Annotated in this window: 16 protein-coding genes; 13 read left to right on the plus strand and 3 right to left on the minus strand. The window is 71.5% G+C overall.

Translation table 11 applies throughout. From position 1 onward, the window contains the following. Positions 1-52: 52 nt before the first annotated feature. The 9 genes from ccmA to V7004_RS03235 are packed head-to-tail and all read left to right on the plus strand — an operon-like array spanning position 53 to position 6,709. On the plus strand, positions 53-715 hold the full coding sequence (gene ccmA / locus V7004_RS03195; protein WP_334142108.1) for a heme ABC exporter ATP-binding protein CcmA: 663 nt from the start codon (positions 53-55) through the stop codon (positions 713-715). Then, complete coding sequence (locus V7004_RS03200; protein ID WP_334142110.1) at positions 705-1,373, plus strand: heme exporter protein CcmB; 669 nt, start codon at positions 705-707, stop codon at positions 1,371-1,373. Before ccmA ends, V7004_RS03200 begins: the two co-directional genes overlap by 11 nt. Beyond that, positions 1,370-2,134, plus strand: coding sequence for a cytochrome c biogenesis protein CcsA (gene ccsA, locus V7004_RS03205; RefSeq protein WP_334142112.1), 765 nt, complete (start codon positions 1,370-1,372; stop codon positions 2,132-2,134). Before V7004_RS03200 ends, ccsA begins: the two co-directional genes overlap by 4 nt. Then, complete coding sequence (locus tag V7004_RS03210; RefSeq protein WP_334142114.1) at positions 2,134-2,268, plus strand: hypothetical protein; 135 nt, start codon at positions 2,134-2,136, stop codon at positions 2,266-2,268. Before ccsA ends, V7004_RS03210 begins: the two co-directional genes overlap by 1 nt. Further along, positions 2,259-2,783, plus strand: a complete 525-nt coding sequence (locus V7004_RS03215) for a cytochrome c maturation protein CcmE (protein ID WP_334142116.1) — start codon at positions 2,259-2,261, stop codon at positions 2,781-2,783. Before V7004_RS03210 ends, V7004_RS03215 begins: the two co-directional genes overlap by 10 nt. Further along, complete coding sequence (locus V7004_RS03220) at positions 2,780-4,750, plus strand: heme lyase CcmF/NrfE family subunit (RefSeq protein WP_334142118.1); 1,971 nt, start codon at positions 2,780-2,782, stop codon at positions 4,748-4,750. The genes V7004_RS03215 and V7004_RS03220 overlap by 4 nt, the downstream gene beginning before the upstream one ends. Beyond that, complete coding sequence (locus tag V7004_RS03225; RefSeq protein ID WP_334142120.1) at positions 4,747-5,328, plus strand: redoxin family protein; 582 nt, start codon at positions 4,747-4,749, stop codon at positions 5,326-5,328. Before V7004_RS03220 ends, V7004_RS03225 begins: the two co-directional genes overlap by 4 nt. Beyond that, a complete protein-coding gene (locus V7004_RS03230; RefSeq protein ID WP_334142122.1) occupies positions 5,325-5,810 on the plus strand; it encodes a cytochrome c-type biogenesis protein in 486 nt (161 codons plus the stop codon). The genes V7004_RS03225 and V7004_RS03230 overlap by 4 nt, the downstream gene beginning before the upstream one ends. Further along, positions 5,807-6,709, plus strand: coding sequence for a tetratricopeptide repeat protein (locus V7004_RS03235; protein WP_334142123.1), 903 nt, complete (start codon positions 5,807-5,809; stop codon positions 6,707-6,709). The genes V7004_RS03230 and V7004_RS03235 overlap by 4 nt, the downstream gene beginning before the upstream one ends. On the opposite strand, the gene V7004_RS03240 is transcribed toward V7004_RS03235, so the two are convergent. Then, entirely contained in the window at positions 6,691-7,149 is a 459-nt protein-coding gene (locus tag V7004_RS03240; RefSeq protein ID WP_334142125.1) for a SixA phosphatase family protein, read from the minus strand. The two genes, V7004_RS03235 and V7004_RS03240, sit on opposite strands and share 19 nt — an antisense overlap. Positions 7,150-7,224: 75 nt before the next feature. Here V7004_RS03240 and V7004_RS03245 point away from each other — a divergent pair, with 75 nt between their 5' ends. Further along, the gene (locus V7004_RS03245) at positions 7,225-8,520 is read left to right on the plus strand and encodes an FAD-dependent oxidoreductase (RefSeq protein ID WP_334142127.1); all 1,296 of its coding nucleotides are present in this window, start codon (positions 7,225-7,227) and stop codon (positions 8,518-8,520) included. Positions 8,521-8,531: 11 nt separating this feature from the next. On the opposite strand, the gene V7004_RS03250 is transcribed toward V7004_RS03245, so the two are convergent. Next, positions 8,532-9,665, minus strand: a complete 1,134-nt coding sequence (locus V7004_RS03250) for a cysteine desulfurase family protein (RefSeq protein ID WP_334142129.1) — start codon at positions 9,663-9,665, stop codon at positions 8,532-8,534. Further along, entirely contained in the window at positions 9,662-10,378 is a 717-nt protein-coding gene (locus tag V7004_RS03255; protein ID WP_334142131.1) for a helix-turn-helix transcriptional regulator, read from the minus strand. The genes V7004_RS03250 and V7004_RS03255 overlap by 4 nt, the downstream gene beginning before the upstream one ends. 49 nt (positions 10,379-10,427) lie before the next feature. Between V7004_RS03255 and V7004_RS03260 the strand changes: the two genes are divergently transcribed. The 3 genes from V7004_RS03260 (at position 10,428) to V7004_RS03270 (ending at position 12,934) form a co-directional block, all read left to right on the plus strand. After that, complete coding sequence (locus V7004_RS03260) at positions 10,428-11,570, plus strand: Mrp/NBP35 family ATP-binding protein (RefSeq protein WP_334142133.1); 1,143 nt, start codon at positions 10,428-10,430, stop codon at positions 11,568-11,570. Positions 11,571-11,707: 137 nt separating this feature from the next. Then, on the plus strand, positions 11,708-11,956 hold the full coding sequence (locus tag V7004_RS03265) for a DUF3107 domain-containing protein (protein WP_208027167.1): 249 nt from the start codon (positions 11,708-11,710) through the stop codon (positions 11,954-11,956). 21 nt (positions 11,957-11,977) lie between these two features. Next, complete coding sequence (locus V7004_RS03270) at positions 11,978-12,934, plus strand: ArsA family ATPase (protein ID WP_334142136.1); 957 nt, start codon at positions 11,978-11,980, stop codon at positions 12,932-12,934. The last annotated feature ends 95 nt before the right edge of the window (positions 12,935-13,029 follow it).

Here is a 13,029-nt window from a genome sequence, read left to right on the forward strand (position 1 = left end):
GCGGTCACCTTGGTCGGCGCCGCTCGCCACCGGTACCCTCGAATGGATCGTCATGGAGACCGTCGTCCACCTCCGTGCCGCGGTCGCCCTGCTCGGCCGCTTCCCCGCGCTCGCCGGTGTCGATCTCGACGTCCGTCGCGGTGAAGTCGTCCTCCTGAACGGCCCGAACGGTGCCGGCAAGACCAGCCTGCTGCGGGCCTGCGCCGGGCTGCTACCCATCGTCTCGGGGGAGGCCGTCGTGCTGGGCCACGACCTGCGGGCCGATCGCCGGGCCGTGCGCCGGCGGGTGGGGTTGCTCGGTCACGCCACCGGCCTCTACGACGAGCTGACGGTCGCCGACAACGTCCGGTTCTGGGCCCGGGCGGCACGCGCCGCGCCGGCCGACGCCGACGCGGCGATGGCCGCTCTGGGACTCGACGGCCGCTTGCGCGACGTGACGGTGTCCAGACTCTCTGCCGGTCAGCGGCGGCGCACGTCGCTGGCGGTGCTGGTGGCCCGCCGCCCCGAGCTGTGGTTGCTCGACGAGCCCCACGCCGGGCTGGACCACGAGGCCCGCGACCTGGTCGACGGTCTCGTCCGTGACGCGGCCCGAGCCGGCGCGACGATCGTGGTGGCCTCGCACGAGCACGACCGGGCGGCGGCGCTCGCCGGTCGTCAGGTCACGATCGCCGGGGGGACGGTGCAGGCCGAGCCGGAGGTGGCTCGTGTTCCGTGACGCGGCGCTGGTCGCGGCGAAAGACCTCCGGATCGAGGCCCGCTCCCGTGTCGCGCTCAACCAGATCGTGCCCTTCGCGCTGGTGGTGCTCGTGCTGTTCGGCTTCGCGCTCGACCCCGACCGGGGGATCCTCCACCAGGCGACCCCCGGCCTGTACTGGGTGACCGTGCTCTTCACCGGTCTGCTGGCGGTGCAGCGGGCGTTCGCGGTCGAGGCGTCCGATCGGGTCGTCGACGGCTTGCGGCTGTCAGGGCTGGACCCCGGTGGCATCTACCTGGGGAAGGCGGCGGCGGTGGGCCTGGAACTGGTGGTGCTCGAGGTGCTGCTGCTCGCCGGGGTCGCCGTCTTCTACGGCACCCCACTGGGAGGGTGGCCCCTGCTGGTCGTGACCACCCTGGTCGCGACCGCTGGCATCGCAGCCGCCGGTACGCTCTACGGCGTCCTCGCGGTCGGCGTGCGGGTGCGTGAGACGCTGCTCCCGCTCCTGCTGCTTCCCGTGTTGGCGCCGGTGCTCATCGCATCGACCAGGGCGTTCGAGGCTGCGCTCGACGGCACCCCGGGTGAGGGGTGGCGCTGGGTCGGTCTGCTCGCTGTGTTCTCGCTCGTGTACCTGGCGGCCGGGATCTTCGGATTCGGCTCGCTCCTGGAGGAATCGTGACGGTCCAGGTCGCACACACCACCCCGGTGCCCGGACGGGACCGCGAGGGTCCGGAGGGAACAGGCTCCGCAGGGAGCCGGGTGCTGGGAGCGATCGCGCTGGCCGCGGTGGCGCTCCTGGTGGTGCTGGCCTTCGTGGCCACCGAAGGCGACGTGGAGCTCGGCGACACCGTGCGGTTGCTGTACCTGCACGTGCCGGTGGTGATCGCGGCCTACCTGTGCATCCTCCTCACCACCATCGGCTCGGTGATGGTGCTCTGGAAACGCTCGCAATGGTGGGACCTGGTCGCCAGCTCCGCGGCCGAGATCGCCGCGCTGTTCACGGCGCTCACCTTGTTCACCGGTTCCGTCTGGGGCGCGACGACCTGGGGCACCTGGTGGGAATGGGATCCGCGTCTCACCTCCACGGCGATGCTGTTCCTGCTGCTCCTCGGTTACCTCGCGGTCCGCCGTACCACCCTCGATCAGGGTGCGCGAGCCAGACGTTCGGCCATCGTGGGCCTCCTGCTGCTGCCCAACGTGCTGCTCGTCAACCGCTCGGTCGAGTGGTGGCGGTCGCTGCACCAGGGTCCCACCCTCTTCCGGCCGGACCCCACCATCGAGGGGCTGCAGCTGTTCACCCTCGTGTTCGGCATCGCCACCGCCGCCGTCCTCGTGGCCTGGCTGCTGCTGCACCGGTTCCGGCTGGCCTGGCTGCAGGACCGCCTGGAGGCTCGTGGCCTGGAGGACGCGCTGGCGGCCCGTCGAGCGGAGGCCGGCTGATGAGCCAGTGGGGTTACGTGCTGCTGGGTTGGTCCGTGAGCATCGCGGCACTGGTCTGCTACGCGACGCTGATCATCGTGCGTGGTCGCGCCCTGAGCCGCCGCTTGCCCCCCGAGGATCGCCGATGGATGTGACACCCCGCACCGCACCCGACCTCGACCTCAGTCCGCGAAAGGCATCACCTCCCCGAGCCCGGCGGTGGTGGGCGTTCCTGGTGGTCCTCGCGGTGCTCGGCGGGCTGGCCTTCGTGGCCAGCAAGGCCTTGTCCGACGCGTCGCTGTTCTTCTACAACGCGGACGAGGCGGTGGCGAAGCAGAGCGAGCTCGGGACCGACCGCTTCCGCATGCAGGGCACGGTCGAGCCCGGCACCGTGGTCGACACCGGCGACGGCGTGGATTTCGTGGTGACCTTCAACGGGGTGGAGGTGCCCGTGTCCCACCGCGGTGATCCGCCGCAGCTCTTCCGGCCGGGCATGCCGGTGGTCCTCGAGGGCCGTTGGGACCCGGCGGGCCAGTTCTTCTCCAGCGATCGGATGCTCGTGAAGCACGACGAGACCTACGAGGAGAACCACCGCGATCGGATCACCGCCGCCGAAGAGGGTGGCCAGGAGCCACCGCGCTCGACGACGACGGCGACCTCTGCCCCATGAACCGGGCCATCGGCATCGCCGGGGTGATGCTCGGATTCAGCGCGTCGGTTCTCGCCGTGGCCACCCTCGCCGTGGGCCTGGTCCGTCGCCGGCGCGACCTGCTGTGGATGGCGGCTCCCTACGCGGTGTTCGTCCTGATCGGCGCTCTCCTCGCCGTGGGCGCGATGGAGCGGGCGCTCATCACCCGGGACTTCACCGTGCAGTACGTCGCCGACAACGGGAGCACCCGCACCCCGGCGCTGTTCAACGTGGCGACCCTGTGGGCCGCGCTCGAAGGGTCGATCATCCTCTGGGCCGCCGTGCTCGCCGGTTACACCACCCTGGTGGCGGTGAAGTTCCGCAAGCGGCTGACCGACCCCCTGGTCGGTTGGGCGATGCTCACCCTGTTCGCGGTCTGCATCTTCTTCTTCTTCATGCTGCTCGGTCCGGCCAACCCCTTCCGCTCGTTCGACCCGCCACCCGGGTACGACGGCCCGGGCCCCAACCCGTTGCTACAGAACCACCCCCTGATGGCCTTCCACCCGCCGATGCTGTACCTCGGCTACGTCGGCTTCACCGTGCCGTTCGCGTTCGCCGTCGCCGCGCTCGTGACCGGGAGGGTGGGGGAAGGCTGGCTGCTCGCCACCCGACGGTGGACCCTGTTCGCCTGGGGGTTCCTTACCGTCGGGATCGTCCTCGGCGCCTGGTGGAGCTACGAAGTGCTTGGATGGGGTGGCTACTGGGCGTGGGACCCGGTGGAGAACGCCTCGTTCCTCCCGTGGCTCACGGGCACCGCGTACCTGCACTCGGTGATGGTCCAGGAGCGGCGCGGCATGTTACGGGTGTGGAACCTCTCGCTGCTGTGCGCCACGTTCGCGCTCACCATCCTCGGGACGTTCATCACCCGCTCGGGCGTGCTCGACTCGGTCCATGCGTTCACCGCAGGGTCGGTGGGCCCGGCCATCCTCGCCTTCTTCACCCTGATCGTCGTGGTCACCATCGGCTTGATCGCCTGGCGTGGTGACCGTTTGCGGGCCCCGGGACGCATCGACTCCCCGCTGTCTCGTGAAGGAGCGTTCCTGGCCAACAACGTGCTGTTCGCCGCGTTCGCGTTCGTGGTGCTGCTCGGGACGGTGTTCCCGCTCCTCGTAGAAGCGATCAACGACAGCCGGATGTCGGTCGGCTCGCCCTACTTCAACCGGATGACCATGCCGATCGGGCTGACGTTGCTGTTCCTGATGGGAGTGGCGCCGGTGCTGCCGTGGCGCAAGGCCAGCGGTGAGCTGCTCCGTCACCGCCTGCTGTGGCCGGCATGGATCGGGACCGGCACCGTCGTGGCGGCGGTCCTGCTCGGTGCGTCCGGGCTGGTGACCCTGGTGGCGTTCGGCCTCGCCGGCTTCGCCGCCGGATCCGCACTGCGCCAACTCGTCCTCGCCACCCGCCGGCAGGGCTGGCGAGGGCTGATCGGCCGAGCCAACGGCGGGATGGTGGTGCATCTCGGCGTGATCGTGATCGCGGTGGCGCTCGCGGCCAGCCAGAGCTACGTCCGCCAAGCCGAGTTCACGCTCGCCGAGGGGGAGTCGGCCACCTTCGCCGGCCACACGTTGACGTACGTGGGGCGCAACGTGAAGCACGAGTCGGCCAAGACGGTCACCCAGGCGCTGATCGAGATCGACGGCACCGGTCCCTGGGCCCCCGCCCTGAACCGCTTCGACTTCGGCAGCCAGGTGATCGGCACCCCCTCCGTTCGGAGCACCCCGATCGACGACGTCGCCCTCACCCTGCTCGCTCTTCCCGAGGAAGATGGCGCGCCCGCCACGATCCGGGTGACGATCCAGCCTCTCGTGATCTGGCTCTGGATAGGCGGTGGCGTCATGGCCGTGGGGACGATCCTGGCGGCCTTCCCCGGCCGTCGCCGCAACCCCATCGACCCGGTGTCCGCGCCGTTGCCCGTCGCGCCCCGGCGCGAGCTCGTGGAGGTGTCGTGACCGAGCCACTGCTGGCGGGCCGTCGGCGCACCGCCCGGTGGGTCGCGCTCGCCGTCGGGGTGGCGCTCATCGCCTTCGTCGTGGTGCTCGCCACCCGACCGAGTGCTGATGCCCGCGGGGTGTCGAGCGCGCTGGTCGGCAAGCCCGTGCCCCGGGTGAGCGGCACCACGCTCAACGGTGAGACCTTCGACATCGACCAGTACCGGGGCCGGTGGGTGGTCGTGAACTTCTTCGCCAGCTGGTGCGTGCCGTGCCAGGTCGAGCATCCCGAGTTGGTCGAGTTCACCGATCGGCATCGGGTCGACGGCCGGGTGCAGGTGGTGAGCGTCGCCTTCCAGGACGACCCGGCGGTGATCCGGCGGTTCTTCGCCGAGCGGGGTGGTGACTGGCCGGTGGTGGTGGGCGACACCGGCCCCACCGCGCTGGCATTCGGGGTCACCGGCGTCCCGGAGTCCTACGTGGTGAGCCCTGACGGGATCGTGGTGGCCAAGTTCCTCGGCGTGACCGCCGACCAGCTCGATTCGGTCATGGGCTTCGGCCCGGCTGCCGGCTCCGTGAGTGAGGAGGGTGGAGGGTGAGCCCCTCGGGCCGATCCTGGTTGCCCTGGCTGGCCATGGCCTCGGTGCTCGTGGTGGCGCTCGCGGTGGGCGCGACCCGCACCCGGGAGCCGGACACGCTCCAGGACCGGGTGACCGCGATCGCCAAGACGGTGAAGTGCCCCACCTGTCGGGGAGAATCCGTCGCCGACTCGAACGCGCCCATCTCCAAGGAGATCCGCCGGGACATCGCCGCCCGGCTCGAGCAGGGGCAGTCGCCCGGGGAGATCCGGGCTGCGTACGTGACCCAGTGGGGCGATGAGATTCTGCTCACCCCGAGCGGCCGTGGCGTGTCCGGTCTCGTGTGGGCCATACCGGTGGTCGCGGTGGTCCTGGCCGGCGCCGGCCTGGTGGTGGTGTTCCGCCGGTGGCGCTCGTCGAGCCCTCCGCAGGTGTCCGACGCTGATCGGGAGCTGGTCGAGCAGGCCCGCGCGGCCCGCGCGGCATCGGAGGAGCAACCGTGAGCACCACGAGCCCCCTCCGTGGGACCCGAGCCCGGCGCGCCGCGCTCGCCGGATCGACCCCGGATGGCGACCGGTCGGCGTCAGCCGAGGAGCCCGAGCGCACGGTCGTCCGGCTGGACCCGGACCTGCTGGCCGCGCTGGAAGAGGAGCGCGACTTCCTCCTGCGCTCGCTCGACGACCTGGAGCGCGAGCACGAGGCTGGCGATGTCGACGACCGGGACTACGCGGCGTTACGAGACGACTACACGGCACGGGCGGCGGCAGCCATCCGGGCGATCGACGAGCACATGGCTGCGCTGGGCGCGGCCCGTCCCCGGCGCTCGCCGCTTCGAGCGGTCGCCCTCGTCGCGGCGGTCGTGCTGTTCGCGGTCGGCGCCGGCTGGGCGGTGATGGCCAGCTCGGGTGAGCGCGGCCCCGGTGATCAGCTCACCGGCGACGTGCGCCAGAGCAGCATCGACGAGCTGGCCCGGGCGAACCAGCACGTGGCGGAGGCACAGGCCGCGCTCCAGGCAGGTGACACCGCCGCCGCGGTGGAGTCGTACAAGGCGGCGATCGATGCCTACGACCGCACGCTGGAGCTGCAACCCTCGAACGTCGAGGCGATGACCTATCGGGGCTGGCTGCTGCACAACCTGGCGCTCCAGGCGGCGGGCACCGCGCCCGCCACGGAGCTCGACGCATCGGCTCGCTCCTGGCTCGACCGGGCGATCTCGACCGACCCCCGCTATCCCGACGCCCGCATCTTCCGGGCGATCCTCCTGGAACGCGACGGTCGTCCCGCCGAGGCGCTCGCCGATCTCGAGGTCGTCGACCCCAGCAGGCTGCCCCCGCAGATGACCCAGATGGTGCAGTCGCTGCGCACCCGGCTCACAGCGGTCGTTCAGCCTGGCGGCTCGTAGCGGCCTGCCACCGGTCGACCACCGTCGACGTCGATGACCCACATCGAGCCCTTCTGGCTGATGAGGGGGTCGCCCGCTCGCATGCCCCGGGCGACGAGCCGGCTGAGCATCTTCGGGATCAGGTCACCGTGGCTGCAGAGCACCCCGTCGAGTGGGGCCAGCTCCAACAGGAGCGACACCGCCTCATCGGGCTCGGCCCCTTCGAGGAGTGCGGCGCAGTGATGCACCTCGGTGCCGGTCAGCGCGGCCAGGGGCTCGACGGTCTCCACGCATCGCCGTGCCGGGCTCGACACGATCGGCCCGGTCCGCTGCCGCCGGAGCAGTTCGGTGAGGTGCTCGGTCTGGGCGCGTCCCGTAGTAGAGAGAGGCCGCTGCAGGTCATCGCCGGGCCACGAGCCGCGTGATCCGGCGTGCGCGTGGCGGACGAGGTACGCGGGCACGGCGGCACGATAGCGCTCGGGTGGGTGTACGACGTTCACGAGCTGGTGACGGGTCACCACTACGATGTCGCCGTCATGAGCGCTGGGCCCGACGGTGATCTCTCTGTCGATGTCCTCGTCGTCGGGGCGGGCATCCAGGGCCTGTACGTGGCCCGTTCGTTGCAGCGGACCTACTCCGTGTGCGTGTTGTCGGACCCGGCTGTCACCTCGGAGACCCTCGACGCGGTCGGCTACGTCTCGGCGGGCTACGAAGGCAACGACGCAGCGCGGATGCAACCCGCGCGCCGGGCCGCGGGCTACTGGCGGTTGTGGGCGGAGTCCAACGGCGTGCCGGCCGGCTACGCGCCGGCCCACTTCGCGGTGCCCGCCCCGGAGGCCTCGAGCCGACCTCGCCTGTGGGTCGACGCGACCTTGCAGCACACCCGACTCGACGGTCTGCCCGAGCCGTTCGCCGGCGGCAGCCTGGAAGGTGAGCCTGTGTACGCCCTCGGCGACGACGTGGTGCTCAACCCGGGCGAGGTGCTCGCCAGGCTCCGCGACGGTCTCGAGCCCTCGTGCCTCCACGGATCGATCGTGCGGTTCGTGCTCGCCGGCGATGCGGCGATCGATCACGTCCAGGTCGAGGTCGGCGAGGACATGGTGACCATCGCCCCTCGCTACGTCGTGCTGGCGGCCGGCGTCGGGAACGCGGCGCTGCTCGGCATGCTCGGCAAGCGGTTCCGTGACACCTCCAGCCGGCGTGATCGGCTGGAGACCGCTCGCACCTCCCAGGCGGTGCGGCGGGCGACGGTGGTGTGCGTCCGTGGCGACGACCTGCCACTGGTCTCGGGTTGGTTCGGCGGGCTGTGCATCGTCGCCCAGCCCCTCCACGGCGGCGGGGTCTCGTGGCTGATCTCCGCGCCGATCGACGACCACCAGACCCTGCTCGGACCCGACGACACCCGCTTCGAGCCGGCCGTGCCGTCGCCGGTGGTGGCGCGCACCGTCGAGCACCTGTTCGCGATGGCACCGATGTTCGAGCAGCGAGCCGGAGAGCTGCAGTGGGCGGCCTACACCGGGCGGCGGGTGCAGCACCCGTCACTCGCCGGGCCGGCGGCGGCTCAGGTCGCCACCCCCGTGCCGGCGAAGCTCGAGACGTTCGGGCTGGAGGCGTTCCTGGCGCTGTGGCCGTCACACCTGGGCTACTCGATGATCCTCGGGGACGTGGCGTCGGAGCGGATCGCCGACGCGCTCGGTCCCGCGCATCACGGCCCCTCGCGGGCGGTCGCCGAGCTGGCCGCACCCGCGGGGGCACTGCGCTCCCGCTGGGATCGCGACGACTTCCCCTGGAGTGACTGGTCGGACTTCTCGACGACCCACGGCATCAAGTGACGGATCGGGGATCAGGCCCGCAGCGCCCGCAACGAGGTGATCACCTCCGGTAGCGCACCCAGCAGGGCGTCGATGTCGCCGTCGGTGGTGTCCCACCCCACCGAGATCCGCAGCGAGCGATGGGCGTCGACGCCCATCGCTTCGAGCACCGGTGAGGGCTCGAGGGCCTCCGACGAGCATGCGCTCCCGGAGTGGGCGGCGATCCCCGCGCGATCCAAGCCGAGCAGGACGGCCTGGGGCTCGATCCCCTCGATCCCGAGGCACACGAGGTGCGGAGCCCGCTGGTCGGGGTCGCCGTAGACGTGGACCCCATCGAGGTCGGCGACCGCGTCGAGCACCCGGTCGGTGTGGCGCCTGGCGGTCGACGCCTCCTCCTCCAGGCGTGCCGGTGTCAGCCGGGCGCAGGTGGCGCCGAAGCCCACGATGGCGGGGAGGTTCTCGAAGCCCGCCCGCCGAGCTCGCTCCTGGTCACCGCCGACCAGCAGTCGCCGGAGCCGCAGGCCCCGGCGGATCAGGAGTGCGCCGATCCCCGGGGGTCCACCGAACTTGTGCGCGCTCACCGATACCAGATCGGCGCCGAGCTCGCCGAACGCCAGGGGGAGCCGACCCGCGGCCTGCGCCGCGTCGACGTGGACCAACACGCCCCGCTCACGGCAGGCCTGCACCACCTCCCGCACCGGTTGCACCGTGCCGACCTCATGGTTCGCCCACTGCAGGTTGACCAGCGAGGTGTCGGCCCGGATGGCCGCCACGACGGCATCGGGGTCCACCCGGCCGGTGCGGTCCACCCCGACGACGGTGACCTGCCCCCCGTGGACGGCGGCGGCCTCCCGCACCGCCGAGTGCTCGACCGCGGGCACCACCATGTGCCCACCCCGCTCGGCCGCACCCCAGATCGCGGTGACGATCGATTCGGTGGCGCCGCTGGTGAAGACCACCTCCCTCGACCGGGCGCCGAGCATGGTGGCCACGTGCTCGCGCGCCTGTTCGATGGCCACCCGGGACGTGAGCCCCTCGGCGTGGATGCGGCTGGGGTCGCCGTGCGCGGTGCCGAGCCAGTCGATCATGGCCGCCGCCGCCTCGGGCCGCAGTGGTGAGGTGGAGGCGTGGTCGAGGTAGTGCCGACCCACGCCGCGCTCCGTCAAGCCTCGACGGTGGTGACGCACACGTCGTCGCCGAGCGCGATCGTCGTGTCGAGCTCAGCCGTGGCGTCGCCGTACAGCTCCGCCAGCATGCCCTTCACCAGACCCCGGTCGACCGCGCAGATCACCGGGTTCTCCCGGACGGCCTCGCCGAACGGGCAGTGCTCGGAGACGATCCGCAGCTCGTGGTTGCGCTTCTCGGCGTGGGCCGCGAAGCCGTGCGCGGTGAGCGCGTCGGCCACGGCGTGCATGGCCGCCTGGAAGGACCGTTGGTGATCGGCGTCGCCCATCGACCTGGCCATCAGGCGCCCGTATTCCAGGCCCACGTCCTCGGCCATGGCCGCGGCGGTGTCGGGTGGAAGGAGCGCCAGCGCCCGGCCGAGGAGCATGACCAGCAGGTCGTCGTGGCGGACCGGGATAGCCAGGTCGACCTCGGTGGCGGTGACCCGGTACCGCTTGGAGGGCCGCCCGGCACCGCTGCGACCGGTGCGTTCCACCGCGACCTCGAGGTAACCGCCACCGGTGAGCTTGTCGAGGTGGTGGCGGGCCACGTTGGGGTGCAGGTCGAAGTGATCGGCCACCTCCGCCGCGGTCACGCCTCCGGGGTTCGAGCGGGCGTAGAGATAGATCTCCCGGCGGGTGGGGTCACCGAACGCGGCGGCGATGGCGGTGACCGCGGACGAGAAGTCGGTGGCCGTGAGTGGCGGCGTTCCCACGCCGGTATTCTACCTACCGCCATAGGGGAAATTCCCGCGGAGGCCAGCCATGTCCGTCACCGAAGCCGAGGTCATCGAGGCGCTGCGCCCGGTCGAGGACCCGGAGTTGCATCGCAGCATCGTGGAGCTCGACATGGTGCGCGACGTGCGGGTGGAGGGCGACCGGGTGGAGGTGCTGGTGGCGCTCACCGTCGCGGGCTGCCCGCTGCGCAACGAGATCCAGAACCGGGTCGCTGCCGCACTGGCGGATCTCGACGGCGTGGACGAGGTGAACCTGGCGTTCACGGTGATGACCGACGAGGAGCGGGCCCGGCTGCGTGAGCGGCTCCACGGCGACCCGGCCGCGACGGCCGGGAGCCGCCCCGCCCACGGTCACGCCGAGGGCCGGGCCATTCCTTTCGCCGACCCCTCCTCCCGTACCCGGGTGCTGCTGGTGGCGTCGGGCAAAGGGGGCGTAGGAAAGTCCTCGGTCACCACCAATCTGGCTGTGGCCATGGCCGGGCGAGGCCGGTCGGTGGCCGTGGTCGACGCGGATGTCTGGGGCTTCTCGATCCCCCGCATGCTCGGTGTCGACCGCCCGCCGGTGGTCATCGACCAGATGCTGGTCCCGCCGGAGCGCTACGGCGTGCGCTGCATCTCGATGGGGTTCTTCGTGGAGGAGGACCAGCCGGTGATCTGGCGCGGCCCGATGCTCCACAAGGCGCTCGAGCAGTTCCTCACCGACGTCTACTGGGACGACCCGGAGTTCCTCATCATCGACCTCCCGCCGGGAACGGGTGACATCGCCATCTCCCTGGCCCAGTTCCTCCCCCGGGCGGAGGTGTACGTGGTCACCACACCGCAGCCGGCGGCGCAGCGGGTGGCCCAGCGGGTGGCGTTCATGGCCGAGAAGGTCAACCTCGACGTGAAGGGCGTGATCGAGAACATGTCGTGGTTCACGGGCGACGACGGCACCCGGTACGAGCTGTTCGGGGCGGGCGGAGGCGCGGAGCTCGCGCAGCGACTGGAGGTCCCACTGCTGGGGCAGGTGCCGCTGGTGCCCCTGCTGCGCGAGGGGGCCGACGCCGGCCGACCCGTCGTGGTCTCCGACCCCGATGGCGAGGCGGCGCAGGCCTTCGCCTCGATCGCTGAGCGGATCGAGGTGGAGCTCGCCCCGACCCGGCGGACCCACCCGGAGCTGAAGCTGATCTGAGACCCGGCCGTCGGGCCTGCGGCACGACCGTTCGGTGGCGAGCAAGGCGGGTCGTGGCCACGATAGGCACGCCGACCGGCTGACCCGTACGATGGCCTCGTCGGTCGACGTGGCGGGCTGCCCGCCGCGGGATGGAGGTGAGCACGCAGGTGGACGTTCGCATCGGTGTCCTGCACACGATGAAGGAGATCGAGGTCGAACTGGCTTCGGACGCCGATCCCGCGCAGGTGCGCGCCGACATCGACCACGCGCTCGCCGATCACGCTCGGGTGCTGTGGCTCACCGACCGGCACGGCAAGCAGGTCGGTGTGCCCTCGGAGCGCATCGCGTGGATCGAGATCAGCAGCGCCGAGACCAAGAGCCGCATCGGCTTCGGCGCGGCCTGACCGGAGGCGGCAGGCGCTCCGATGCCCGGTGAGGTCGAGCTGCTCGACCGGCGGCTCCTGTTCGTCACCGGGAAGGGCGGCGTCGGCAAGACGAGCATCGCGGCTGCACTCGGGTTGCTGGCCTCGACCCGGGGCAAGCGCACCCTGGTGTGCGAGGTCGATGCCAAGGGCAACCTGGCCGACTTCTTCGAGGCTGCCCCGAACCGCTTCGAGCCGCAGGAGTTGGCACCAGGCCTGTACGCCATGGCGATGAACACGGAGGAGTCGCTCAAGGAGTATCTCCGGCTGCAGCTCAAGGTGCCGCGGCTCGCCCGCATCGGTCCCCTGGTCGGCAGCCTCGACTTCGTGGCCAACGCCGCCCCCGGGGTCAAGGAGATCCTCACCGTCGGCAAACTGTGCTGGGAGGTGCGGGAGCGCCACTACGACCTCGTCGTGGTCGACGCGCCGGCGACCGGCCACGTCGTCGCCCAGCTCGCCGCGCCCCAGGCGATCAACGAGCTGGTCAAGGTGGGCCGGGTGCGGGATCAGACCCGCTGGATGGTCGACCTGCTCGCCGATCCGGCGATCACCGGGGCGGTGGTCGTGGCCACTCCCGAGGAGATGCCGGTGACCGAGACCCTGGAGCTGGTCGAGCGGATCCGCGCCGAGACGTCCGTCGATCTCGCCGGCGTCGTCATGAACAAGGTGCTGCCGGAGCTGTTCGGTCGAGGTGAGGAGGAGATCTTCCGCGCCCTGCGCGAGCCGGAGCGGGTCGTGGCGCTCGAGGCCGCGGTGGGTGGCCCCGTTGAGCCCGTGCTCGCCGGGGCCGAGCTGGCGGTGACGCTGCGGCGGACCCGCGCCGAGCACATCACCCGGTTGCGCTCCGAGCTGCCCGGGGGCGTGCCCTTGTACTACGTGCCGTACCTGTTCACCCGCACCCACGGGGTGCGGGCCACCCACAACGTCGCCGACGCGCTCGGCGCGGAGCTGGGGTACTGATGGCCCGGATGGCGAGCCGATCTCCCGGCGATCGGGCCGGGACCCTCGAGCAGTTGCTCGCCTCCCGGGAGATCGTCGTGACCTGCGGGTCGGGT

The sequence above is a fragment of the Rhabdothermincola sp. genome (genome assembly GCF_036846205.1).
In the GTDB taxonomy this organism is placed as follows: Bacteria; Actinomycetota; Acidimicrobiia; order Acidimicrobiales; family Acidimicrobilacustridaceae; genus Rhabdothermincola.